Origin of the sequence: Arsukibacterium indicum (genome assembly GCF_019100565.1) — a bacterium.
GTDB classification, from domain to species: domain Bacteria; phylum Pseudomonadota; class Gammaproteobacteria; order Enterobacterales; family Alteromonadaceae; genus Alishewanella; species Alishewanella indicum.
Window position 1 is genome coordinate 495,554 of record NZ_JAHRID010000002.1, and the last position, 23,603, is coordinate 519,156.

26 protein-coding genes and 1 pseudogene are annotated in these 23,603 nt (G+C 47.2%); 15 read left to right on the forward strand and 12 right to left on the reverse strand.

The window, feature by feature from the left end; translation table 11 throughout:
* Nucleotides 1–23 precede the first annotated feature (23 nt).
* Nucleotides 24–1,307, forward strand: a complete 1,284-nt coding sequence (locus KQY15_RS06845; protein ID WP_217668435.1) for a DUF3422 family protein — start codon at nucleotides 24–26, stop codon at nucleotides 1,305–1,307.
* 68 nt (nucleotides 1,308–1,375) lie between these two features.
* Nucleotides 1,376–2,098, forward strand: a complete 723-nt coding sequence (locus KQY15_RS06850; RefSeq protein WP_217668436.1) for a lytic transglycosylase domain-containing protein — start codon at nucleotides 1,376–1,378, stop codon at nucleotides 2,096–2,098.
* 41 nt (nucleotides 2,099–2,139) lie between these two features.
* On the opposite strand, the gene KQY15_RS06855 is transcribed toward KQY15_RS06850, so the two are convergent.
* Together KQY15_RS06855 and KQY15_RS06860 are read right to left on the reverse strand one after the other, a co-directional pair.
* Entirely contained in the window at nucleotides 2,140–3,267 is a 1,128-nt protein-coding gene (locus KQY15_RS06855; RefSeq protein WP_217668437.1) for a PilT/PilU family type 4a pilus ATPase, read from the reverse strand.
* 51 nt (nucleotides 3,268–3,318) lie between these two features.
* Complete coding sequence (locus tag KQY15_RS06860; protein WP_217668438.1) at nucleotides 3,319–4,371, reverse strand: type IV pilus twitching motility protein PilT; 1,053 nt, start codon at nucleotides 4,369–4,371, stop codon at nucleotides 3,319–3,321.
* Nucleotides 4,372–4,401: 30 nt separating this feature from the next.
* Between KQY15_RS06860 and KQY15_RS06865 the strand changes: the two genes are divergently transcribed.
* From KQY15_RS06865 to KQY15_RS06905, 9 genes are all read left to right on the forward strand, one after another.
* Complete coding sequence (locus KQY15_RS06865; RefSeq protein ID WP_217668439.1) at nucleotides 4,402–5,091, forward strand: YggS family pyridoxal phosphate-dependent enzyme; 690 nt, start codon at nucleotides 4,402–4,404, stop codon at nucleotides 5,089–5,091.
* Nucleotides 5,075–5,899 carry a pyrroline-5-carboxylate reductase gene (proC, locus tag KQY15_RS06870; protein ID WP_217668440.1) on the forward strand — a complete coding sequence of 275 codons (825 nt, stop codon included), beginning with the start codon at nucleotides 5,075–5,077 and terminating at the stop codon, nucleotides 5,897–5,899. Before KQY15_RS06865 ends, proC begins: the two co-directional genes overlap by 17 nt.
* Nucleotides 5,900–5,917: 18 nt before the next feature.
* A complete protein-coding gene (locus tag KQY15_RS06875; protein ID WP_217668441.1) occupies nucleotides 5,918–6,457 on the forward strand; it encodes a YggT family protein in 540 nt (179 codons plus the stop codon).
* A gap of 46 nt (nucleotides 6,458–6,503) precedes the next feature.
* Nucleotides 6,504–6,950, forward strand: coding sequence for a DUF4426 domain-containing protein (locus KQY15_RS06880; RefSeq protein WP_217668442.1), 447 nt, complete (start codon nucleotides 6,504–6,506; stop codon nucleotides 6,948–6,950).
* A gap of 30 nt (nucleotides 6,951–6,980) precedes the next feature.
* A complete protein-coding gene (rdgB, locus tag KQY15_RS06885; protein WP_217668443.1) occupies nucleotides 6,981–7,583 on the forward strand; it encodes an RdgB/HAM1 family non-canonical purine NTP pyrophosphatase in 603 nt (200 codons plus the stop codon).
* Nucleotides 7,584–8,729, forward strand: a complete 1,146-nt coding sequence (hemW, locus tag KQY15_RS06890; RefSeq protein WP_217668444.1) for a radical SAM family heme chaperone HemW — start codon at nucleotides 7,584–7,586, stop codon at nucleotides 8,727–8,729.
* Nucleotides 8,730–8,808: 79 nt separating this feature from the next.
* Nucleotides 8,809–10,659 (forward strand): DUF885 domain-containing protein, encoded by a 1,851-nt coding sequence (locus tag KQY15_RS06895; RefSeq protein WP_217668445.1) that lies wholly within the window; start codon nucleotides 8,809–8,811, stop codon nucleotides 10,657–10,659.
* Nucleotides 10,660–11,042: 383 nt separating this feature from the next.
* Complete coding sequence (locus tag KQY15_RS06900; protein WP_217668446.1) at nucleotides 11,043–11,216, forward strand: YqaE/Pmp3 family membrane protein; 174 nt, start codon at nucleotides 11,043–11,045, stop codon at nucleotides 11,214–11,216.
* 8 nt (nucleotides 11,217–11,224) lie between these two features.
* The gene (locus KQY15_RS06905) at nucleotides 11,225–11,722 is read left to right on the forward strand and encodes a pyridoxamine 5'-phosphate oxidase family protein (protein WP_217668447.1); all 498 of its coding nucleotides are present in this window, start codon (nucleotides 11,225–11,227) and stop codon (nucleotides 11,720–11,722) included.
* Between the two features lie 22 nt (nucleotides 11,723–11,744).
* Here the strand turns inward: KQY15_RS06905 and KQY15_RS19150 are convergent.
* The 6 genes and pseudogenes from KQY15_RS19150 to KQY15_RS06935 form a co-directional block, all read right to left on the reverse strand.
* Nucleotides 11,745–11,903 (reverse strand): annotated as a pseudogene (locus KQY15_RS19150) (transposase); the annotation flags it as partial.
* Between the two features lie 257 nt (nucleotides 11,904–12,160).
* A complete protein-coding gene (locus KQY15_RS06915) occupies nucleotides 12,161–13,060 on the reverse strand; it encodes a hypothetical protein (protein WP_217668448.1) in 900 nt (299 codons plus the stop codon).
* Nucleotides 13,047–13,760, reverse strand: a complete 714-nt coding sequence (locus KQY15_RS06920) for a phospholipase (RefSeq protein ID WP_217668449.1) — start codon at nucleotides 13,758–13,760, stop codon at nucleotides 13,047–13,049. The genes KQY15_RS06915 and KQY15_RS06920 overlap by 14 nt, the downstream gene beginning before the upstream one ends.
* A gap of 303 nt (nucleotides 13,761–14,063) precedes the next feature.
* Nucleotides 14,064–14,378: a hypothetical protein gene (locus KQY15_RS06925; protein ID WP_217668450.1), complete on the reverse strand. Its 315-nt coding sequence runs from the start codon at nucleotides 14,376–14,378 to the stop codon at nucleotides 14,064–14,066.
* A 55-nt stretch (nucleotides 14,379–14,433) separates the two neighbouring features.
* Nucleotides 14,434–14,652 (reverse strand): hypervirulence associated TUDOR domain-containing protein, encoded by a 219-nt coding sequence (locus KQY15_RS06930; protein WP_217668451.1) that lies wholly within the window; start codon nucleotides 14,650–14,652, stop codon nucleotides 14,434–14,436.
* The gene (locus tag KQY15_RS06935; RefSeq protein ID WP_217668452.1) at nucleotides 14,649–15,047 is read right to left on the reverse strand and encodes a hypothetical protein; all 399 of its coding nucleotides are present in this window, start codon (nucleotides 15,045–15,047) and stop codon (nucleotides 14,649–14,651) included. Before KQY15_RS06935 ends, KQY15_RS06930 begins: the two co-directional genes overlap by 4 nt.
* Nucleotides 15,048–15,363: 316 nt before the next feature.
* Here KQY15_RS06935 and KQY15_RS06940 point away from each other — a divergent pair, with 316 nt between their 5' ends.
* Genes KQY15_RS06940 through KQY15_RS06955 form a run of 4 tightly spaced genes read left to right on the forward strand, consistent with a single transcriptional unit; the run spans nucleotide 15,364 to nucleotide 19,705 of the window.
* Complete coding sequence (locus tag KQY15_RS06940) at nucleotides 15,364–16,326, forward strand: magnesium transporter CorA family protein (protein ID WP_217668453.1); 963 nt, start codon at nucleotides 15,364–15,366, stop codon at nucleotides 16,324–16,326.
* 12 nt (nucleotides 16,327–16,338) lie between these two features.
* Nucleotides 16,339–17,688, forward strand: coding sequence for a magnesium transporter (gene mgtE / locus KQY15_RS06945; RefSeq protein ID WP_217668454.1), 1,350 nt, complete (start codon nucleotides 16,339–16,341; stop codon nucleotides 17,686–17,688).
* Nucleotides 17,689–17,738: 50 nt separating this feature from the next.
* On the forward strand, nucleotides 17,739–18,656 hold the full coding sequence (gene rimK, locus KQY15_RS06950) for a 30S ribosomal protein S6--L-glutamate ligase (RefSeq protein WP_217668455.1): 918 nt from the start codon (nucleotides 17,739–17,741) through the stop codon (nucleotides 18,654–18,656).
* Nucleotides 18,656–19,705 carry a succinylglutamate desuccinylase/aspartoacylase family protein gene (locus KQY15_RS06955; RefSeq protein ID WP_217668456.1) on the forward strand — a complete coding sequence of 350 codons (1,050 nt, stop codon included), beginning with the start codon at nucleotides 18,656–18,658 and terminating at the stop codon, nucleotides 19,703–19,705. Before rimK ends, KQY15_RS06955 begins: the two co-directional genes overlap by 1 nt.
* Before the next feature lie 13 nt (nucleotides 19,706–19,718).
* On the opposite strand, the gene KQY15_RS06960 is transcribed toward KQY15_RS06955, so the two are convergent.
* From KQY15_RS06960 to KQY15_RS06975, 4 genes are all read right to left on the reverse strand, one after another.
* Nucleotides 19,719–20,477 carry a DUF2884 family protein gene (locus KQY15_RS06960; protein WP_217668457.1) on the reverse strand — a complete coding sequence of 253 codons (759 nt, stop codon included), beginning with the start codon at nucleotides 20,475–20,477 and terminating at the stop codon, nucleotides 19,719–19,721.
* Between the two features lie 117 nt (nucleotides 20,478–20,594).
* On the reverse strand, nucleotides 20,595–22,253 hold the full coding sequence (locus KQY15_RS06965) for a FapA family protein (protein ID WP_217668458.1): 1,659 nt from the start codon (nucleotides 22,251–22,253) through the stop codon (nucleotides 20,595–20,597).
* A 107-nt stretch (nucleotides 22,254–22,360) separates the two neighbouring features.
* Entirely contained in the window at nucleotides 22,361–22,696 is a 336-nt protein-coding gene (locus tag KQY15_RS06970) for a hypothetical protein (protein ID WP_217668459.1), read from the reverse strand.
* A 57-nt stretch (nucleotides 22,697–22,753) separates the two neighbouring features.
* Nucleotides 22,754–23,419 (reverse strand): DUF2982 domain-containing protein, encoded by a 666-nt coding sequence (locus KQY15_RS06975; RefSeq protein WP_217668460.1) that lies wholly within the window; start codon nucleotides 23,417–23,419, stop codon nucleotides 22,754–22,756.
* Nucleotides 23,420–23,603: the final 184 nt, after the last annotated feature.

Genomic DNA, 23,603 nt, shown 5'->3' on the forward strand with positions numbered 1-23,603 from the left:
TTTCTGTGATTGAGGACGACATGATGAGTAAGCTAACCTTAAGAAATCACCCGCTGCGCGATGTATTGGACAAAGAGCTTCGCCAACGCACTTTTCCGGCGTTGAGCACACCCTGTCGCTTATGCCATTTTACCTTTACTGTTGCAAATGCGTCACGCCAACTGGAATTCAGCCTGATGCAGCAGCAGGCTGAGCTGCAAGGTGCCCTTTTGAAAGAAACCGATCAGGACCTTAATATATCGTTATTTGCCGGCACACTGCGCTGGGAAAGGCACGGTGAGTTTTCAAGCTATACTTTTATTCTGCCCGGCACAGCGCCGGCGCTATTCGACGACCCCCTTAGTTTTCTGCCAAGCAGAGACTGGTTTGATGAATTGCCCGGCCAGGTGTTCCGGGTAGTGCAACTGACGGTTATTCCGGCCGCTGCCCTGCCTGCCAAAGGAGAAATAAACCGGTACTTCAACGATGAAACCTGCATCAGCAGCATGCTGGCGAACGAAAAAGCGCGGATCTGGACTGATTTTCAGAAGCATGCGGAGGGCGCAGGCAGACTATTACTGGTGGACTATGGCTTAAGCCCTGCCCGACTTGGCAGGCTGGCCCAGCAGTTGTTTGACCTGGGTAACTACCGTAAATTGTCCCTGTTGGGATGGCCGGTTGCCCGCCAGGCTTTGCATAAACTGAACAATCTGGAGCAGCAATTATCCGGGCTGACTCAACGCATAGAGCAGGAGCGGGATAACGATGAGCTACTCCTTAATCAAATCAGCCAGCTTGCCGCCCAGACCGAACATTTGATTGCCGAAACCAGCTCCAGACTGGCGGCAACTGCAGCTTACTATCAACTTACTCAGGACAGGCTAAAAGCCCTGGACGAAACGCCGCTTACTGATTTAATTTCGCTGCAGGATTTTACAGAGCGCAGACTTACCCCGGCATTTCGGACCAGTGAGTCGGTACAGGCAAGGCAAACGGCGTTAAGTGCAAGGCTTGGCCGTTCTACTGAACTGCTGCGCACCCGGATAAACTTAAAACTTGAGCAGCAAAACCAGCAATTACTGGTCTCAATGGACAAAAAAGCCCGGCAGCAACTGAAACTGCAACAGGTGGTGGAAAGCCTGTCTTTTGTCGCTATTTGCTACTACGGCGCACAACTGGCGGATAAAGCACTGCAAGCCGCCGCATTCTGGCTGCCGGAACTTAATCTCAGTCTGTGGCGCGCAGTCAGTCTGCCAACAGTTATACTTGCAGTTGCGCTACTGTTACTGTTCCTGAGCAGACAATTAAAAAAGGATCAGACAGACTGAATCACTTGCTTGAGATTTAGCCGGCATAGTGCTTTACTGGCAATCTAAGATCAGATGGATAAAAGCAATTGCAACCATTTACAGCAAAAATCTGCTGGTGCTTGTTATTGCTGTGCCTGCCATTACCCTGCGCGACACAGCAGAACACGGACAAAGATGTTGATCCAAAGCCTAAGCGCCAGCTGAAACTCAGTCCAGAAAGCCAGCAAAGCGCTCAGCCGGTAGCAGCTAAAACTGCTGCAGCCAAAAGTATTGCGGTGTTCAAATCCAGTCAGGCAGATGGCACCGTGTTGTTTTCCGACAGACGGCCGCTAAACAGGCCATATCAGCAACTGCATTTTGATTGTTTCGCCTGCGACCCGGATTCAGCAGTTAACTGGCATAAAACGCCATTGTTTGTCCGCCAGTACAACCGGATTATTGACAAAGTGGCACTGGAGCAGCAACTCGAACCCGCGCTGATCCGGGCTGTGATTCACGCAGAATCAGCGTTTCAGGCTGCTGCCTTGTCTAAGCGTGGTGCTATGGGTTTAATGCAGCTAATGCCTGAAACAGCAGCCATGCTGGGGATTGCAGATCCGTTATCACCGGAACAAAATATTCTCGGAGGCAGTACCTATCTGGCCAGTTTGCTAAAGCAATATAATGGTGACTTAACCCTGAGCCTGGCCGCCTATAATGCCGGGCCAGGTAACGTAAGGCGCCACCAGGGCGTGCCGCCGTTCGCCGAAACGCAGGCCTATATCAAGCGGGTTTTAATATTACATAAGCGCTATAAACAAGCCGCCTGATGGCGGCTTGTAAGTCACAAAAATCTATAAGCTATTGCCGGTTATTTATCGTCTTTATTCTCAAAACCTTCCAGCGTCACACCAGACAAAAAGCCAGCGCCTTTGGTTTCATTGTTACGCAGTTTGATCATCAGACGTAAATCATTCGGCGAATCAGCATGATGAATGGCATCGGCATAACTGATATCGCCACGCTGATACATATCGTACAACGCCTGATCAAAGGTTTGCATGCCCAGCTCTCGGGATTTACTCATTACCGCTTTAATTTCACCTACTTCGCCGCGGGCGATTAAATCGGCCACCAGTGGTGAGTTAAGCAATACTTCGATTGCTGCCTGCCTGCCCTGACCATCAGCGGTAGGGATCAGCTGCTGCGCTACTATTGCCCGCAAATTCAGAGACAAGTCAAACCGCAGTTTATCGTGCATTTCTTTTGGCACTAAATGCATTATCCGATCAATTGCCTGGTTGGCGTTGTTGGCGTGCAGGGTAGCAATACATAAATGGCCCGTTTCGGCAAACGACAATGCATACTCCATGGTGTCCTGACTACGGATTTCACCAATCAGAATAACATCGGGTGCCTGGCGTAAAGAGCTTTTCAGCGCGGCTTCAAATGACTCAGTATCAATTCCCACTTCACGCTGGGTTATCAGGCTTTTCTGATGCTCATGCACAAACTCAATTGGATCCTCAATAGTAAGGATATGCCCCTTAGAGTTTTTATTACGATAGCCCAGCAACGCTGCCAGTGACGTTGATTTACCGGTACCGGTACCACCAACAAACAGCACCAGGCCACGCTTTGACATAATAATGTCTTTCAGAATAGGCGGCAGGCCCAGTTCATCGGCATTAGGGATAGTAGTAACAATGCGCCGTACTACCATGCCAGCCTGATCCCGTTGCCAGAAGGCAGAGATCCGGAAACGGCCGGCATCATTGGCAATGGCGAAGTTACATTCTTTGCTATGATTAAATTCGTGCTGTTGCTTTTCGTTCATTGCATCGAGCACCAGTTCCAGCGATGCAGCATCAGTCAGCGGCGTATCATCAATAGGCGTCAATTCGCCATTTATCTTTGCTGCAACCGGCATACCGGCTGTAACAAACATGTCAGAGGCGCCCATTTTTACCATTTTGGTTAAAAAATCTGTCAGTTCCATGCCGTTAATTCCAATCTGTCAATTTCAACCCGTTTATACCAACTAACGGCTCTAAATCCGGCCCATAGCGCCAAAGGTATTTTTGTCCTGAGCTTTGCTTTGTGCATCTTTTTGCGAAATTAAGCCCCGGTTTACCAGGTTAAGCAGACATTGATCCATGGTTTGCATGCCATGAGCGGCACCGGTCTGAATAACTGAATACATTTGAGCAATTTTGTCTTCGCGGATTAAGTTACGGATAGCCGGCACCCCGACCATAATTTCGTGCGCTGCAATCCTGCCGCCACCAATTTTCTTTAGCAGCGTTTGCGAAATAACCGCCCGCAGCGATTCTGACAACATCGAACGTACCATGTCTTTCTCTTCACCGGGGAACACGTCGATGATCCGGTCAATAGTTTTGGGGGCAGAGGTGGTGTGCAAGGTACCAAATACCAGGTGACCGGTTTCCGCCGCCGTCATTGCCAGGCGAATGGTTTCAAGATCCCGTAATTCGCCGACCAGAATAACGTCCGGATCTTCCCGCAGCGCTGAGCGCAGTGCATTACTAAAGCTATGGGTATCACGATGCACTTCACGCTGGTTAACCAGACATAATTTGTTGTTATGAACAAATTCAATCGGATCTTCAATAGTTAAAATATGGTCATGGCGCATGGTGTTAATGTAGTCCACCATTGCTGCCAGCGTCGTACTTTTACCGGAACCCGTTGGCCCGGTTACCAGCACCAGCCCCCGCGGGTTTTCGGCAATTGTCTTGAAAATATCCGGCGCGCCCAAATCATCTAATGTAAGCACTTCGCTCGGGATAGTCCGGAACACCGCCGAGGCGCCGCGGTTCTGGACGAATGCATTAACCCGGAACCGTGCCAGGTTCGGAACTTCGAATGAAAAATCTGATTCCAGGTTCTCTTCGTATTCCTTGCGCTGTTTGTCGGTCATAATTTCATAGACCAGCGCATGAACTTCTTTATGGGTTAAAGGTGGTATATTAAGTTTACGCACATCGCCATCAACCCGGATAAGCGGTGGCACACCAGCGGAAAGGTGTAAGTCTGACGCCTTATGCTCAACACTAAAGGCTAATAATTCGGTAATATCCATGACAATTTCTACTCCAACTTGCCAACAAATATGAATAACATAGCAGAACAACTGAGCGCCGCCTATCAGAACATCGCAGAAAATTGCGCTAAGCTCAGCCGTGAACTGGCCAGCGTGCAACTGATTGCGGTAAGTAAAACCAAACCGGTGGCCGCAGTCATCTCAGCCTATCAGGCGGGACAGCGGCAGTTTGGCGAGAATTATCCGCAAGAGCTGGTTGCCAAAGCTGAGCAACTCAAGGATTTATCAGCGCTGGAATGGCATTTTATCGGACCATTGCAGTCGAACAAAACCCGGCTGGTGGCAGAGCACGCCAGCTGGGTGCACAGTATTGACCGCCTTAAAATAGCGCAGCGCTTATCAGCGCAGCGTCCTGCCGACCTGAAACCACTACAGGTATTATTGCAGATAAATATCAGTGCTGAGGACAGCAAAGCTGGTATTGGTGCCGATGCGCTGCCGGCTTTAGCCAAAGCTGTTGCTGATTTACCTGGCCTGACGCTGCGGGGATTGATGGCAATACCTGCTCCTGGTGACAGTAAGCGCGCGTTTGCGGCGATGCAAAAGCTGTCAGAAAACCTGCGGCAACAACATCCTGAGGCCACTGAGTTATCGATGGGTATGTCTGACGACTGGCCACTGGCTCTGCAATATGGTGCAACTATGATACGATTAGGCACCGCAATTTTTGGCGCAAGGACTTATGAAAGAAATGAATGACAATACCGTTGCCTTTATCGGGGCTGGTAATATGGCACGTTGTGTTATTGCTGCCATGGTAAATGCAGGCTATCCGGCAACTAACATTATTGCTGCTAACCGCAGCCAGCCCAAACTTACCGCCCTGGCTGCAGACTATGGCATAAATACTACCCTGGACAATATTGAAGCGGTAACCAAAGCAGATATTATTGTGCTGGCAGTAAAACCACAAATGATGCAGGACTTGTGTGAACTACTAGTACAACAAGCCCCGGAAATACAGGAAAAGCTGTTTGTGACAATAGCGGCTGGCATCGAAGTAAAACGCTATGAGCAGTGGCTGGGCGAGGTAAGGTTAGTTCGTGCAATGCCTAATACCCCGTCGCTGGTGGGCCAGGGCGTAACCGGCTTATTCCCCAGTCGCTGCTCGAACTATGAACGGGCCTTTGTTGATCATATGTTCAGCGGTACCGGCATGAATGTCTGGCTGGACACCGAAGCACAGATTAACCACATTATTGCCGTTACCGGCAGCTCACCGGCTTACTTCTTCTTCTTTATGCAGTCGATGCAGCAGGTAGCTGAACAACTGGGTTTCGCCCCGGAGCAAGCCAAAGCCATGGTTGCTAAAACCGCGTTGGGCGCCGCTACCATGGCGTTACAAAGCGATGAAAGCTTTGCTCAGTTGCGGGCTAATGTAACCTCGAAAGGCGGCACTACGCACGAGGCGGTAACCACTTTTGCACAGCAGGGCTTGGAAAAAATGGTTGCCGACGCCATGTATGCAGCAATAAAACGTGCTGAAGAAATGGCGCAACAAATTTAAGCTGCCGGAGACCCCATAATGCAGGCCATGCTGTTTTTAATTAATACTGCTTTTAACTTACTGCTGATGATCGTTATTCTGCGGGTTTGGCTGCAACTGGTCAGGGCTGATTTTTACAACCCGTTCAGCCAGTTTATAGTTAAAGCCACCAACCCGGCGGTATTGCCACTGCGCCGGCTGATCCCAAGCATCGGTGCACTTGATACCGCCACGGTAGTATTGGCGTATCTGGTAGCAGTAGCTAAACTTATCGTATTACAACTGGTTTTGGTTGGCAGTATTCAGATACCGGCAACTTTCATCAGTGGCTTGCTGGTAGTGATAAAAGAAACCCTTAACCTGCTGTTCTGGATTCTTATTATCAGGGCCCTGCTAAGTTGGTTCAGTCAGGGCCATAACCCGATAGAGCTGGTTATGCATCAACTGACAGAACCGTTGCTGAGGCCGGTCCGGCGGATAATCCCGCCAATGGGCGGTCTCGATTTATCAGTTTTAATAATGATAATGGCAATTCAGTTTATTAATCTGTTACTGAGTGACCTATTCCGGGGCCTGTAATTCAGGCCGCGCGTCAGCAAGTAAGCCTTACAACAGGAGTGATATTATGAAAACGTCAGGTTTTTCAGCATTTCGTTATTCAGTGCTATTAGGTCTGTTCATCATGCTGGCGAGCGCAAAGCTTAGTGCAGAACAAATGAAACAGCTAGGCAACTGGGATGTTCACTATATGGCGCTTCCTGCCACGTTTTTAACACCGGAAGTTGCTGTAGAATACGGCATTCAGCGTAGTAAGTTTAATGGTGTTATTAATATTTCGGTACTGGACAGCAAAACACAGCAAGCACAACAGGTTGCCATTAGCGGTATAGCGAAAGATTTATTTGGCCGCCAACGCCAGCTGGAATTTAATCAGGTTATGGAAGGCGACGCCGTTTATTATCTGACGACAGTGCCCTATCAAAATGAGCAGCAGTATAATTTCACTATCACTATTAGTCAGGGTGATCAGCAACAGCAGCTGATGTTCAGCCATACTTTCTTTGTTGATTAAACTTATTACTTACTCTGAAGCCTGGAAAAAATGCAAAAAATTGTTCTCGCCAGCTCCAATAAAGGCAAAATAGCGGAGCTTAGCAGCCTGCTGTCACCCTGTAACTTTCAGATTGTGCCACAGCAGGAGCTTGGTGTGGTAGACGCCGATGAATCCGGCCTTTCATTTATTGAAAACGCGATTATCAAAGCCCGGCATGCGGCACTGGCAACAGGCTTGCCGGCGATTGCCGATGATTCTGGCCTGGCGGTTGATGCGCTCGCTGGTGAACCTGGTATTTATTCTGCCCGTTACAGTGGCGAAGCCGCCACTGACAGTGAGAATATCAGTAAGCTACTTAAGGCTTTGCAGCAAGTGCCACCAGAGCGGCGCAAAGCCCAGTTTCACTGTGTGCTGGTGTTTATGCGCCACGCCAGTGACCCTACGCCGATTGTTTGCCATGGCATCTGGCCCGGCAGTATCAGTAACCAGATCAAAGGTGATGGTGGCTTTGGTTACGATCCGGTATTTATTCCGGCGGGCCAAACCGTCACTGCAGCTGAACTGAGTAAAGCCCAAAAAGCTGCTGTCAGCCATCGCGGCCAGGCCCTGCGCCAGTTGTTAAAACAAATAACAACGCAGCAGGCAGGCTAAATGGGCCTGCAGTTACCACCGCTTTCGCTGTATATCCATATTCCCTGGTGTATTCAAAAATGTCCTTACTGTGATTTCAATTCGCATGCGGTTAAGCAGGGCATTCCCGAGCAGGAGTACATTGCCCATTTGCTGGCCGATTTAGATCAGGATCTGAAACTGGTGACCGGCCGACCTGTCAGCAGCATCTTTATTGGTGGCGGCACGCCCAGTGTGTTTTCGGCCGCAGGTATCCGCGCAATCCTGCAAGGTGTCAGGCAGCGCCTGAGCTGCACCAATGATATGGAAGTGACGATGGAGGCCAACCCCGGCACGGTTGAAGCTGAGCGCTTTGCGGGCTACGTTGCTGCCGGCGTGACCCGTTTTTCAATTGGGGTACAGAGCTTTCAGAGCGCTCAATTAAAAGCCCTTGGCCGCATTCACGACTGTGACGAGGCAATCCGGGCAGCTAAACTTGCCAGTAACCTGCCGCTACACAGCTTTAATCTGGATTTAATGCATGGCTTGCCTGAGCAGGATATCAGGGGCGCCCTGGCCGATTTGCAACAGGCGATAGCACTAGCGCCGCCTCATATATCCTGGTACCAGTTAACCATTGAGCCCAATACTGCCTTTGCCTCACGCCCGCCAGTGCTGCCGGCAGATGACACCTTATGGGATATTCAGCAGCAGGGTCTGGCCTTATTGCAACAGCACGGCTATCAGCAATACGAAATATCAGCCTATGCCAAACCGGGCCATCAGTGCCGGCACAACCTGAATTACTGGCGTTACGGCGATTATCTGGGTATCGGCTGCGGTGCGCATGGCAAAATAACCTTACCAACGCGCAATACAATTGTCCGTACCGTTAAAATAAAACATCCGAAAGGTTATATGGATATTGGCCGCGGTTATCTGGATAGCAAAGAGCAGGTGCCGGCAGAAGACAGACCGTTTGAATTTTTTATGAACCGGTTTCGTTTGCTGGAGCCCTGCCCGCATTCGGATTTTACCGCCTATACCGGTCTGCCTCTGAGCAGCGTAGCACCGGCAATTAACACTGCAGTGGCGCAGCAGTTGCTGCTGGATACGGGGCAGCACTGGCAAATTACCGACAAAGGTGCCCGTTACCTGAACGATCTCCTTACGCTTTTTATTGATTAGTTCAGCTGTAACCATTTTACCGGCGGGCATCAATCAATAACATCTGGTAACGGATAATAATGACAACACAGGACCTACTATGAAAAAGACAACTTTTCGCGCTCTCGCTATCATTCCGCTGGCTGTCAGCCTGGCATTAGCAGGAGGCTGCGGTCCAAAAACCACTCAGCCAGGGTTGACCGGGGAACAAACTGCAACAGCTCAGCTGGATGTTAACGAGCAGGCAAATCAGCTGTTCGAACAAATTTATATGGAGCAGGTTCGTCATGATCCGGTATTGCAAACCCGGTTAGGCATTAAAGACGATTATGACAAATGGCAGGACTTAAGCGACGCCGCCTATCAGGCAGAGCAGGCCATGTTCCGCAGTCAGCTTGAATTACTCAATACTATTGACCCACAACAGCTGGAGCCCAACACCGCCCTGAGTTATCAGTTGTTAAAGCAGGACCTGCAAAACAATCTGGAAGATAGCAAGTGGCGTTTGTACAGTTATCCGGTAAACCAGATGTATGGCATTCATTCACTGGTGCCATCATTGCTGATTAATCAGCACAAAATTGAAGATGTCAGCGACGCAAAAGCGTACATTAGCCGTCTGAACAACGTGCCGGTGTTGTTTGAGCAGCTGCAGCAGCAACTGACTGTGCGCGCTGAAAAAAATATTATTATTCCGCAGTTTGTATTTGAGCATGTTATCAGTGCCAGTGAGAATGTAATTAGCGGCGCGCCTTTTAATCCGGGTGATGACAGCACCCTACTGTCTGATTTTAAAAAGAAAGTTAACGCTTTGCAGCTTTCGGAGGCTGAACAGAAGTTGCTGCTGGATGAAGCCCGCGTTGCGTTGCTAACCAGTGTTGGCCCCGCGTACCAGAGCCTGATTAGTTACCTGCAGGATTTAAAGCAACAGGCTACTACTGATGATGGCGTCTGGCGTTTTGCAAATGGCGCTGATTTTTATCAGAACCGGCTTAAGCGGATCACCACAACCGATTTAACTGCAGAGCAAATTCATCAGCTGGGACTGGCTGAAGTTGCCCGCATTCACGATGAAATGCGCGCCATTATGCAAAAGGTTGGCTTCGATGGCAGTTTAGCCGAGTTCTTTGTTTTTATGCGTGAAGACCCGCAATTTTACTACCCTGACACCGCTGAAGGCCGTGCTGCCTATCTGGCGGAAGCAACCCGGGTGATTGACGATATGAAAGGCCGGCTGGATGAATTGTTCCGGGTAAAACCCAGTGCAGATATGATTGTCAAAGCGGTAGAGCCGTTCCGGGAAAAAAGTGCCGGCAAAGCGTTTTATCAGCGGCCATCAATGGATGGCAGCCGCCCGGGCGTGTATTACGCCAATTTGTATCAGATGCAGGATATGCCGACTTATCAGCTGGAAGCACTGGCCTACCATGAAGGTATTCCAGGCCACCATATGCAACTGGCAATTGCTCAGGAACTGGAGGATATGCCCAAGTTCCGCCGCTTTGGTGGTTACACCGCTTATATTGAGGGTTGGGGCCTGTACAGTGAAGTGTTACCGAAAGAAATTGGCTTGTATCAGGACCCATACTCCGACTTTGGCCGGCTGGCGATGGAGTTGTGGCGTGCCTGCCGCCTGGTAGTTGATACCGGCATTCACGCCAAAGAATGGACGCGCGAGCAAGCCATTGCTTATCTGATTGAAAACACGCCAAACTCAGCAACAGATGCCACTAAGGCAATAAAGCGTTATATTGTAATGCCAGGCCAGGCTACCGCTTATAAAGTTGGCATGATTAAAATGATGGAACTACGCGAAAAAGCCAGAAACGCACTGGGTGAGCGTTTTGATATCAGGGATTTTCATGATGTAGTGCTGCGTAACGGCGCCGTGCCACTGGATGTTCTGGAGCAACTGGTCGACGAGTATATTGCCGCTGCTAAAGGTAACTAATTTACTTAATTAACCTCACTGCATCGCCGGATGTGGTGGAATGATAGATCAAACAGCCGGACATCCCCTGCCCGGCTGTTTTTTTATTAAGTCTGTATTTGTTCCGGTTTAATTTTCATTGCGCTGGTAAAGTTTACAAAAATGGCCTTACTGCTGGCTGCTGTAGTAGGCGCTGTGTACAGTTGTCTCCGAAGCCGCAGCAATAAATAATCTTTGTTGATTTTCATTGATATTGGCGCAACGCCATACTGTACAAGCCTTGTAGCTTAACCTCATGACGAGAGATTGCTGCACATTGTGCTCGCATTGCGCTCGCATTGTGCTAGCGGCATAAAAAGTGCTTCCCATACAAAGAGACTAGGCAATAACAGAGGATTAATTTTATGCCTGTTACCGCTACTGACCCCATTAAAATCATTTTTGCAATCATTCTGCCGCCGCTGGGTGTGTTTCTTGAAGTCGGCCTTAAAGGCCATTTCTGGCTTAGTATTCTGCTTACCCTGCTCGGTTTTATACCCGGTATCATCCATGCACTTTATGTCATTCTGAAACACTAGGAGGAATAATGTCCAGCCCTGAACATAAACAGAAAATCTGGGATCTGATTAAACATATTAAGACAGGTATGCTTACCACCCATCATGGCAACGAACTTCGCGCCCGACCCATGGTATTGGTGCAGGATGAATATGACGGCACGCTGTGGTTCTATACCGATCTCAAATCTGAAAAAGTATTTGAAGTAGAGCGCGACCACGATGTCTGTCTGAGCTTCGCCGACCCTGACAATCAGGTTTATGTATCACTAACCGGCGTTGGCAAGCCAACCCGGAATAAAGAGTTGATTAACAAGTACTGGAACAGTTTTGTTGCGGCCTGGTTTCCTGAAGGTAAAGACTCAGCCAATGTCGGTATGCTGGAAGTTAAAATACTAAAGGGCGAGCACTGGGACAGTAGTAGCAGTGCCATGGTAAAAAGTGTTAAAACAATGACAGCCAAAATTAAAGGTGAGCAGCCCGATTTAGGCGAACATGAGAAGTTCGGCACCAAAAAAGGCAGCTAAGCCGGTCACCAGCCAGAGCCGGATCTGGCTCTGTTGCCTGTTTATGTTGCTTGAGCCAGTTGTAAAGGCTGTTATCTGATACGCCCAAGCGCTCAGACACTTCTTTGACGGAATAACCGCGTTCTGTAATTTGTTTTATTGCTTCGGCTTTGAATTCTGGTGTAAACCGTTGTTTGGTCATGATGCTCTCTTAAAGTTGCATTTTAACCTAAGGAGTGTCTAATGTTTTAGGGGAAGACCACTCTGAGATATAACGGCTACATGAGATCATGTCAGCAGAAACCTCGGTTCAACACTAAGTGAATCGTAGGGCATTTACTGAATTTCATATAAAACCGTGGTCAATTTTACTTGACCACTTCACCTGCTGTAAAATTTCAGAAATTAAGGCGCAGCATAATCTGTATAAACGTAATTGACTGAAATTGGAGCTGCTTATCATTTTGAGTTTTTTAACGTTAAATACCCATCATAATTTTCAGGAAACTTCGTTTTGACGTAATCGTCTATGGCTAAAAATGGTAATTGTTTACTTGCTTCAGAAAGGTACTTGAATAAAGAATCATTATTTCTTGCATCTTCATTATTCCAATAAGACATCATTTCTTCAAACTTTGCTTTAGCAAGCAGTTCCAGTCCAGTTTCATTTGATAACGCAGCGTTAGCATACACTAAAGATTCTAGTGCTTCTTTTACTTGAGACGGCATTTTTTCTCTACCATCTATCCAATACGCGTTTGGGTTTTCGCCAGAACTAAAATTAAAGTCAATATGATAATACGAAACTATTTTTTCGATTTCTTTAACCGTATTTACAAAATTTAAAACCCTAAGTGAATTTATGTTTATAGGATTTTCTGATTTTATTGGATGATTTTCCATTTTGCTGTTCAATAACATAATTGAAATTTCATCAAATCGGTTTAATGAAGTAAAGACCAACTCGCTTTTACTAGGGTAACCTTGTGTTAATAGTGTTTCAAACTCTTCATTGCTTGGACGATTTATTAAATTAAAAAGCAATGAGTTTACACCTATGACTTTATCTTTTTCACTCTCCGAAAGAGACTTGAAATATCTATCAAATTTTAAATCATCTGCCGTTTTCTCCGCTAGCTTTGGATGTGAATTTAAGTCGGTATTTGTTAGTCGTGCAACGTTATTTTGGGGGCTTTCTATAGTGTTAGCATCAATAAACTTACTATCAATGGTGTTAATGGGTTTATTGAAGTAAAGTATAATAAATATAACTGACAGCGGAACTGCTACGTAAAGTCCATATTTTGCCATTTTCATTTTTGGGCTCGATAATTTTCTTTCTGACTTAGCAATTGGCATTGAAATCATCCTTAAAATTCCTGCAAGTATTCTGAACTACAGCGTTTTGTTTTGCTGGGCCGCCAAGAACACGCACGGCACTAACATACAACCCTGCAAAATCTCCACATCTTAGCTCACCGGAGCATGCTGATAGCAGATTTGAAGCAAAAGCATCATCGCAAGAACGTTGAGAGCTACCTGATGCATAGCAGATGTCGTGATTATTACAAGCACTTGTGAAATCATAACCAGCTCTTGGGCTATTAACATTTCCGCTAAAACCGTCTAAACCGCGAACTTCGAGTAGGGTAACTGCTGCTGATTCGAATATCGAGCCTGTACCGCAACCATTCGAAATTGGTGGAATATGCATGTTCCTAATGTAGGAGTACGTTTGGTCTCCGGGCCAATATTGATTGCCACGGAATTGATGACAGGATTGGGGCTCTCTGGAGCGTAATGTTTGACAAAAAGTATTTTGAACTTCTTGGATTAATTGTTCGTCACCGATGGAATCTACTTGGGATTGATATTCAGTTATGGCTGCTGCAATGCTATTTGCTAGATTGGAACACTCTGAACCTGAGCACAAAACACTAAAGCCATTATCATTTGGCCTCTGCCCAACAATAGTAATTCGTTCAACACTTAGGGCTTCAGCAGTAAAAATTGTCAGTAAAACTGAAAATACTAGTGATTTTTGTCTATCCTTACTCACATTAAACATCCTTATTTGTTAACTCATTAAAGCCATTGTGGCTCTATAGATTCAGTTGTTAGGGAGGGTTACTGCTTAGTAAATTTGCAGTTAAATTAATATACTTAAAAAAATCATTTCGTCAATATATTTAACTTTATGTATTTTTAATTTTTCGTCAGATTCTTGGCGTGAAATTTTTATCCTATTCGTCACTTTTAATTTTACTTACCGAATTTTTACAGCTATTGGGTTTTCAATTCGACTAGCTTAATTGGTGTGGCTCTGGAATGTACTAAGTTGCGCTTGTTCGACGCAGATAGACTAAATCAACACAAACGTCAACGTAAGGATTGTTAAATAGGTAGTAATCCTTTTGAACTTCACCGGCTCAGAAAAATGCAGTGACATATCCATTTTACTGTAAATTTCGAGGGCTTTTATTGCCTCATCTTTGTTTGGGATGGCTGCAATTTTGTCTAATATTTTTCGGCTCAAACTATTTTTATCAATGCTACCACCATATAAACTGCAGGCGGGTTCGTTCTCAACGCGCGAAATAGCCTCAGCAACGCTTTCCTCATTGGTTAACGTTGCGCTGGCTTTTCGACAAATATAACCAAATCTTTTCCATGCCATAAGCTTTTAGTCCGTAGGGTAATTAAGAAACGTCTCGCCAAGGTAAAGCTAACAATTAGCTTTTTCGAATTTCTGAATGCAGCTTTAGGACCTGATCACCATCTGATTGCACAATCAGATAAGCCGGGTCGTTGTCACTGGCATCTCTGGTGACCTCTGTACCTTTTATGGTCCTGGTTATTTTATCTCTGAATACTTCCCGGGTATAGCCTTCGGCCGTGCCGTTACCCCTGTCCCACTCAACCTTGGTATTAGTTTGATATGCGTCACTCATCGTTGTGTACCCGTTCTGTCGTCAATTTCACTGCGCTTGCTACCAAAAGCCAGCACCAACGCTGATATGTTAAATGTTAAAATAACCGTCTTGAAAATTAAGATCCCCAATTGGTTTATACCAAGAAAACTGACCAGCAGCGCAAGCAATACAACCAGTACCATAATGATTACAAACGCGAGCAGATTAAAACCGTTAACATGACTAATTTTAACCAGGGCTTTGCTAAACAGCCCATACGCTAATAAAAGACCTAAAACGGCAGAAATAAGATATGACATCATCGAGAATACTGATGGCTGAGCAGCACCTGCAAAAAGCTCAACGACATAAAAGGTCACCGGTATAACAACCAGTAACGTCCAAAACCACTGCCTGGCTGATAAATCTTTCATCTTATTCTCCTTAATTTATGTAGCAGAACTTTCTTTGCGCTTTTTAGTTAACTGAGTCTATTCTTGCACCTTAATGTAAATAAAGTATTTTTAAACTGCAGGGCTTTTATTTCATTAGCTTTTGACTTGCTCCCGTCAGGTGCATCGAAAAGTACCAAACACCGTTACATTATGCATAAATCGCTCTGCTTTTGGCGATTTTCTGAGCGCCAGCATGTTGTTGTCAGCGTTAACTGCGTAAGTCATTTGCCCGGCACCGTGGTTTGTTAGTATGCTGACAGCTTGAAGAAGACGCTGCTGGGGTTGGAGAAACAACATGATTTTAATCAATTATTTTGAGCCGGAAACCAATAACTGGCAAACAATTAGTTTTGCCAGGTTGCCCCAGCAACTAAGTGCCGATGCCAGGGTTTGGCTTAATCTGAACGAAGCGACCCCCGAGGAAATCCAACAGGTGCTGCAACGTTTTGCGGTTTCTCCTACTCTGGCTGAAGACTTCAGCCGCCAGCGCCACCCTCCAAAACTGGAAACACAACCTGAAATCAGCCTGCTTATTTTGCGAGGCTATGCCGACCCTGATTTCAGCGAATATACCAGCAGTGCTCAGGTTAACTTGTTATACTCTAAGCAGGTTTTAATAAGTTTGGTGCGATGCCACAGCCCGTCTCTGCTGGCACAACTTACCCCCGAAATTGTTACCATGCAAAACCAGAACCTGTCCGATTGGGTAAAACACTTTATTTTGACAGTCTCGGGAAGTTATCTGGAAAAGCTGATTGCCTTTGAGGACGAGTTAAGCGAACTGGAAGACAATATGCTGCAGCGGGGCAGCGACGAGCAAATGGCGTTAATGATGCGTTACCGCTCTGTGCTTCGCAAAATAAACCGCAATCTGGCATACCAGAAAGATATTTTCGCTGATGCGCTTTATGAAGAGAAAAGCCCGTTGTTAAACCAGTTCAGCGCGCCGGATGTTCGTGATTTTTATGAAAAGTTCGAGCGGCTACATAGCATGACCGATTTATACTACGATCAACTCAGCGATTTGGTAGAGGGGTACATGTCTACCACGTCGCACCAGATTAACGAAAGAATGAAAGTGCTTACCATGGTAAGTACGATATTTATACCACTGACCTTTATTGCCGGTTTGTACGGGATGAACTTTGTTAATATACCCGAGTTGGCAAACCCTAATGGTTACTTTTATGCGTTATTGGCCATGGCCGTGCTGGGAGTAGGCGGCCTGCTCTGGTTTAAGTTTAAAAACTGGTGGTAATAAGGATTTACAATGGCAGAAAACCCGCTACTGGATATTGAGGATATTGTCCGCGGCAGCTTTACTGATGAAGACAGCAGCTCGCTGATCGAAAAAATCAGTCAGCTGGAGCCGGAAGAAATTGCCCTGGTGTTGGAGGCAATGCCAGTTGAACAACGGGTTAGTACCTGGCTAGACCTGCACCCGGACGATCAGGTTGCGGCCCTCACTTACATGCGGGTTGATGCCCGGGACAATATCTTTAAACAGCTTGATGAGCAGCAACTGCGTACCCTGGTCGAAGGGATGGAAGTTGACGACTTGATTGAGTTGCTGGATGAATTACCACAACGGATCTACAACTATGCCTGTTCGCGACTGGATGCAAGCCAGCGCAGCTGGTTAGAAACAGCATTAACCTATGGTGATGATCAGTGCGGTCGGTATGCAGATCATGACTTACTGATCATTAATAAAAATGCCAAGGTTCGGGATGCCATCAGGATGTTTCGTAAGCTGGCCGACGATTCGGAATATCAGGACGCACTGTTTGTTATTGACCGAACTGGTCGTTATGCCGGGCTGGTGCATGCAACCGCCCTGCTTGGCCAGCCCAGCCATTTACCTGTTGAAAATTTTCTGGATAAAGACGCACCGCTGGTAAGGGGTGAAATGGAGCTGGAACAAGGCTCTGATATCGTTTCCCGCTCTGGTTACACTGCATTAGCAGTGGTGGATGCTGATGATAAACTGCTTGGCCGCTTGTCCATAGGTGAAGCATTGGAGAACGTCCGCCGAGCGCTGGAGAGCCAGTTTATGCATACGGCCGGTCTGGATGAAGAGGAAGATTTATTTGCACCGGTATTTGACAGCGCTAAGCGGCGCGCCTTATGGCTTGGTATTAATCTGTTAACGGCCTTTCTGGCTGCCTGGACTATCGGTTTGTTTGAAGCCACCTTGCAGCAGGTTGTGGCACTTGCTGTATTAATGCCTATTGTTGCCAGCATGGGCGGCATTGCTGGCAGCCAGACTTTAACCCTGATGATCAGGGGTTTAGCACTTGAACAGATAACCCCGCAAACTTACCTTATGCTGTTTCGAAAAGAGCTGGGCGTCGGTGCTATCAACGGTGTGTTGTGGGCATTAGTTATTGCCGTTATTACTTACTTCTGGTTTGGTGACTGGATTATTGGCTCAGTTATTGGCCTTGCCATTGTTATTAATATTATTGCGGCAGCCATATCCGGGGTATTTATCCCGATCTGGCTGGAAAAGCTGGATATTGACCCCGCGCTGTCGGGCTCTGTAATTCTGACCACGGTAACGGATGTTGTTGGCTTTTTCGCCTTTCTGGGCCTGGGCTCGTTGTTTTTATTGGCTTAATCTTTGCCGGGCACTTGCATCATATTTAACTGATTTTATACGGAGAACGCATGAAAATTGCGATACTATCGCGAAATGCCGAACTGTACTCGACCAAAAGGCTGGTAGCCGCAGCCGAAGCAGCTGGCCATCAGGTTCAGGTTATCGATCCGTTAATGTGCTATATGAACATTAACCGTACAAATTCGTCTATTCACTATAAAGGAGAGGTACTGGACGGTTTTGATGCCGTTATTCCGCGTATTGGTGCCTCTATCACTTTTTATGGCACCGCGGTGTTACGTCAATTTGAAATGATGGGCGTGTATTCACTGAACGAATCAGTCGCTATTGGCCGGGCCCGTGATAAATTACGCTCTATGCAGTTACTGGCACGTCAGGGCATCGGTTTGCCAATAACCGGTTTTGCAGACAAGCCCGGCGATATTCCTGATTTAATTGATATGGTGGGCGGCGCCCCGCTGGTAATTAAATTGCTTGAGGGTACCCAGGGCATCGGTGTGGTGCTGGCAGAAACCCGCACCGCAGCCGAGAGCGTGATTGAGGCCTTTATGGGTCTTAATGCCAATATTCTGGTGCAGGAATATATACAGGAAGCTAAAGGGGCAGATATCCGCTGCTTTGTAGTCGGCGACAAAATTGTTGCTGCGATGAAACGCCAGGCAAAAGAAGGTGAGTTTCGTTCAAACCTGCATAGGGGCGGCTCTGCCACCGTGGTGCGCTTAACCCCCGAAGAGCGCAGCACCGCCGTGCATGCCGCTAAAACCATGGGTTTAAATGTGGCTGGGGTAGATTTGCTGCGTTCAAACCATGGTCCGGTGGTGATGGAAGTAAACAGCTCGCCGGGCCTTGAAGGCATTGAAAGTGCAACCGGTAAAGATGTCGCTGGCTTGATTATCGGCTTTTTAGAAAAAAAAGTGGCAGCCCATAAAACCCGGCGTAACGCTAAAACAAAAGGAACAGGTTAATGACAAGCCGGGCTGCGTTTACTCTGGGTGGCGATAAAATTGCCGCCGGTAGCAGGGCGGTGGTTGATATCCCCTTCGGCAAGCTATACACCCATACCGAACTGAATATTGGGGCACATGTTATTCATGGCCGTCAGGACGGGCCGGTATTACTGATTGCCGCCGCCTTGCATGGCGATGAAATTAATGGCGTGGAAATTTGCCGACGCTTACTTAAACTGCCGCGCCTAAACCGGATCAAGGGCACATTGATCGTGGTGCCCATTGTCAATACCTACGGTTTTGTCCAGCAATCACGTTACCTGCCCGACCGTCGTGATTTGAACCGCAGCTTTCCCGGCAGCGAAAAAGGCTCGCTCGGCAGCCGTATGGCCTTTCAGTTTACCGATAAAATTCTTAAATGCTGTACCCATGCTATTGATCTTCACACCGGTGCCATTCACCGGGCCAATCTGCCACAGGTGCGGGCCAGCGCTAAAGATAAAACCGCGCTGAGAATGGCAGAGGTGTTCAATGCCCCGGTAATTATCAAAGCCGCCAGTCGCGATGGCACTATGCGGGGCACCGCCAACAACCTTGGCATTCCAATTTTATTGTACGAGGCTGGTGAAGCACTGCGCTTTGACGAGCAATCAATAAAAATTGGCGTCAGGGGTATTGTTAACGTGATGCAGGATTTAGGCATGCTAAGCGGCAAAACCAAGGCGCCGAAAAACCGCTCGGTATTCTCAAAGAAAAGCAGCTGGGTACGGGCTGAACACGATGGCATTGCCCGTTATTATGTAACCTTGGGCCAAACCGTAAAAACCGGTGATGTCATGGCGCATATTTACTCACCCTACTCTGACTTTGAAGTCGCTATTGAGGCAACATTTGATGGTGTGGTAATTGGCCGCAACAACCTGCCATTGGTTAATGAAGGTGAAGCATTATTTCACGTGGCGGAAGTCAGTTCGCTGGACGAGGCTGAGAAAACGCTGGACGCAATAAGCGATGAAGTCGACAACGCTATGCCGGCAGCGCTTCGCGACGAATATGGCGTGGTATAAGATTGCCAGTTGTTTAGTTTTTCTCGGTGACTACGTCATACTGGCTTAACAACGGTACCCGCTGTTGCAGGCTGGTTTCAATCTCATCCAGTTCCCGCATCCGCTGACAAAAAAGTGCCGACTTTGCTTCAAGCTCAATAACTTTTTCATCCAGCCCAAAGCTGATGTTATCAACCAGTTGCTCTACCGACTCCAGCCCCTGGCTGTCAGTACGCTCAAAGTTGCTGTCAGACTGGCGCAGCGCATCACGCAATGCGCCCCACACAGCGCCAACAGTATGGCGGGCAAGATTACTTAACTGCGGTTTTAATTCCTGGTTTAAGAAGTGATCAATTTCGTTCAGGCTTTGTGGCGCCAGATAAAAGAATTCGCCGGTCCGAACAAAGCGCGACATAAACTGAAAAGTGGTTTCCCGGATGACGGCCTGCCATTCCGCCTGTTGTGACTTACTTCCCAGGCCAGACAACATCGATTCGATACTCGACAGTCCCACTTCCACGCCATCTACAGCAATCGTAACAATTTCAGGAACAAACTTACGTAAGCCCTGACTGTATTGTTCAAGCAGTTCAGTATCTTCTGCGGTTAAATGCACCCATTCACCCGCCACAAATAGCTGCCGATCATTGTTAATCTGGACATAGGTACGGGTATTTTGCATAAACCGGATATGATCTGGCGCGATCAATAACCCATACCGAAACGCCATATTACAATCGGCAGCCGCAGCCGACGATAAACACAGTAACGCCATCAGCAGTATAGCTTTCACAACAGCAATCTCTTTAAACACACTTGTACAGCCTAATAGATACCCGCCGCAATAACACTGCTTTGTGCCGCATGGCGGGTACTGTTTGTCGCGAATCAGTAATTACAGCGGCTTATTTTACAGTGGTTCAATAGAAGGATGTCCGTCAACTAATACCACTTTGGAGGGGCCGTACTCACGCCGGCTTCTGACCTGCTCTTTACCGAAATGAATTTCAACGGCGGAAAACAATTGCTGGCGCACCACTATCAGTAACTCTGCCAGCTTTTCCTGACGTTGCGCTTCCAGAATTTTAATGTCGTTAATCAAAGATACCGCCAGCTCTTTATGCTCGTCAAACTTAGCAACCAGTTCCATCCGGCGCATTTCAATCTGGGCATTACCTTCTATTTTTTTCAGTTTTTCAAGCTGCTGTCTCAGGTCTTCCATTTCAGTCCGTTCAGCGGCTACACTGGCCCGCAATACCTCTTGCTTTTCAACAATCGGATCAAGCTGTCTGTTCAACTTAACCTGGACAGCACTGCTGGACGGCGCGCCGAGGTTGCCACAGAACAGGCCCTGATCCAGATAAAAATAGCCGCCTACTAATTTACCGTTAGGGTTATCTTCCGGCCCGGCATAAACAATTGCAGCTTCTACTGCACAGTGCATAAGTTGCTTACTGACATACAAGTTGCCACCACAGCTGATCCGGCTGTATTGCGCCAGATTACACTGAATATCACCGCCGGCTTTGAGCTCGGTACTGTATTCACTTTGCTGATCTGCCTGGGCCAGTTGATGGCCGATAACTGAGCCACTAATGGTAATGTCACCACCGGCTTCAATTAATGTGCCTTCTACCATGCCTTTAACAAAAACATTGCCGCCCGCAACCACTTTCATGCCTTCGGTAACATTCCCCGTCACCACCACCGAGCCCCGAAACACAATGTGGCCCGTGGCAAGGTCTACGTTTTTAACGGTAAACACTTCATCTACCGTTGCTCCGGCGTCTATCACCCGCGGTAAGCCATCCCGGGCAGCTAGCAGCAAATCGCCATCAGCGGGGGCCAGTTCAACCCCTTCACCAAGTTGCCATTCCAGGTGCAGTCCGGGTGTGGCAGGAATCATTTCCCCGTTGACCAACATACCAGCCACGCCGGGCGTTGGTGGGTGCCGGCGCATAATAGCTTCACCGGTTCTGATGGCTGGAATCACTCCAAAATCACGCAAATCAGCCTTTTCGTCGGTTTTTACAACAGGTCGGTTTCTACGACTTGCCATTTCAGCCAATAGCGGTTCAAAGCGGGAATTAGCGCCCGGTACCATCGCCCGCCCGCGGGCAATCAACAGTTTTACTTTACTGCCAGGCTCCGCTTTTGCAGCATAAGACACCAGCTTTATAATTTGTTCTTTGCTAAAACCAAATACAATTCCGTTGGCCTGCGCACTTTTCACCAGATCGTTGGCTGAGACAGGCGCACCGCCCCAGGCCGCTGTTATAATGGCTGTTGCCATCATTTTGTCTTCGCTTATATCGAAAGTAAGTTCAGCATCACGCTTTTCTGCAATTCGATAGCTCAGTTCCTTGCTGTTTTCTGCCAGCAGGTTTTCTTTGATTTTTTGCTGAATTTGCTGATATTCAACCAACAGGTTGGTAAGTTGGTCTTGCAGCACCAGACACCGTTCATAACCATTATTATTAATATGTTGCTGAATTTCGGCGGCACTGATGGCATTTAACGAGACGGGCACCGTTATTTTTATTGTGTTATTGTGCTCTGAAAATTGCATGTAGGTAGTCTGCCTGAACTACGACAAAAGTATTATGCTTAATGAACCAAATATCAGGCAGAAAGGCAAGCCCTTACTGCATTTCAGGGCCTTAGAAGCTAAAAAAACTAAATATAATTGTCCTGATGGATCCTAATAAACAAATCTGTACCTTTCTTGCTGTAATCGACTTTATATTCTTTATTGTTTAATGCCTGCACAAATAATAAGGTTTTTGTTTCGCCGAATACGTCAGTACTGGAAATATCGACAATTTCCATATAACGCTCTTTTGCCTCAACTTTATTGGTCGGTACCGTGTCCTGAAACATTTTTACGCCATGCCGGGTTATGATCAACGGCGGATCGTTATCATCATTGATTACAATTAAATCAAGTTTTTTATTTTTATGGATCAGGGTATTACGACCACTAACCAGAAATGCTTTATCGTAACTGTTCATGCACCGTCCTGCCAGAAAAGAGGTTTGGCTTATTATGATACACAGTCTTCGGTGTGTCTAGGTCGCTGTATTCTGTATTATTTGTAAGCGTGCGTTATTAATTTGCCGGCAAAGCTCTACCGTCTGTTCAGCCGTAAGCGAACTGGGCACAAATAAGTCAAAGCCACTGGCCTGTGCCAGACGCTGCATTCTCTGACCAAAAACCGCTTTTATTCCACTGTAACGCTGGTTTGCTGTGGCAAAAATATCTTTCTCAGCAAGTAATTCACTGGCGCACTGGCCGCTGGCACAGCTTTGTTTAACGGCAGAAATAAACAATGGCCGCTGCTCTGTCATCAACCGCACGGCCAGCCGTAAGCCAAGTGATTGCAATACCGCGTCATAATCCGTTACTTTAAAGCCAATAAAAGACAAGTCCTGCTGTTCCAGTTGTGGCACAGCACAATACATAAAACTGCTCCATGGCAACAGCCAACTGCCATAACGATGGTAATAATGCACGCCCTGTTCATCACATCTGAGAAAGTGCCTGGGCTCTGCCAGCTTGGCAAAACCCAGAAATACGGCCATTAAAGCGCCAATGTATGCCAACGCCAGCCATAGAGTAAACTGCCCGGCAAACAACACAGTAAAGACGACCAGGCCCAGCAAGGCCCCAAGCCCCGACAATAATAAACGGGCGCCGCCCTGATGACTCGACTGACTCACTAAAATAGGTTCCATCTCCCCCCCTGGCACTGGTTCATTCTGGCCTTAGCGCCTTTAAACTCTCTGTACAGCAGCAACTGTTATACTGGATCAGGACAAAGTAGTCCGGAATACGACCAACGCCGCGGTGATTGCGATAACAGATCATCTGTTTCACCATTTAAAACATACAATACACTTAAAGAGTTTTCATGCAGTA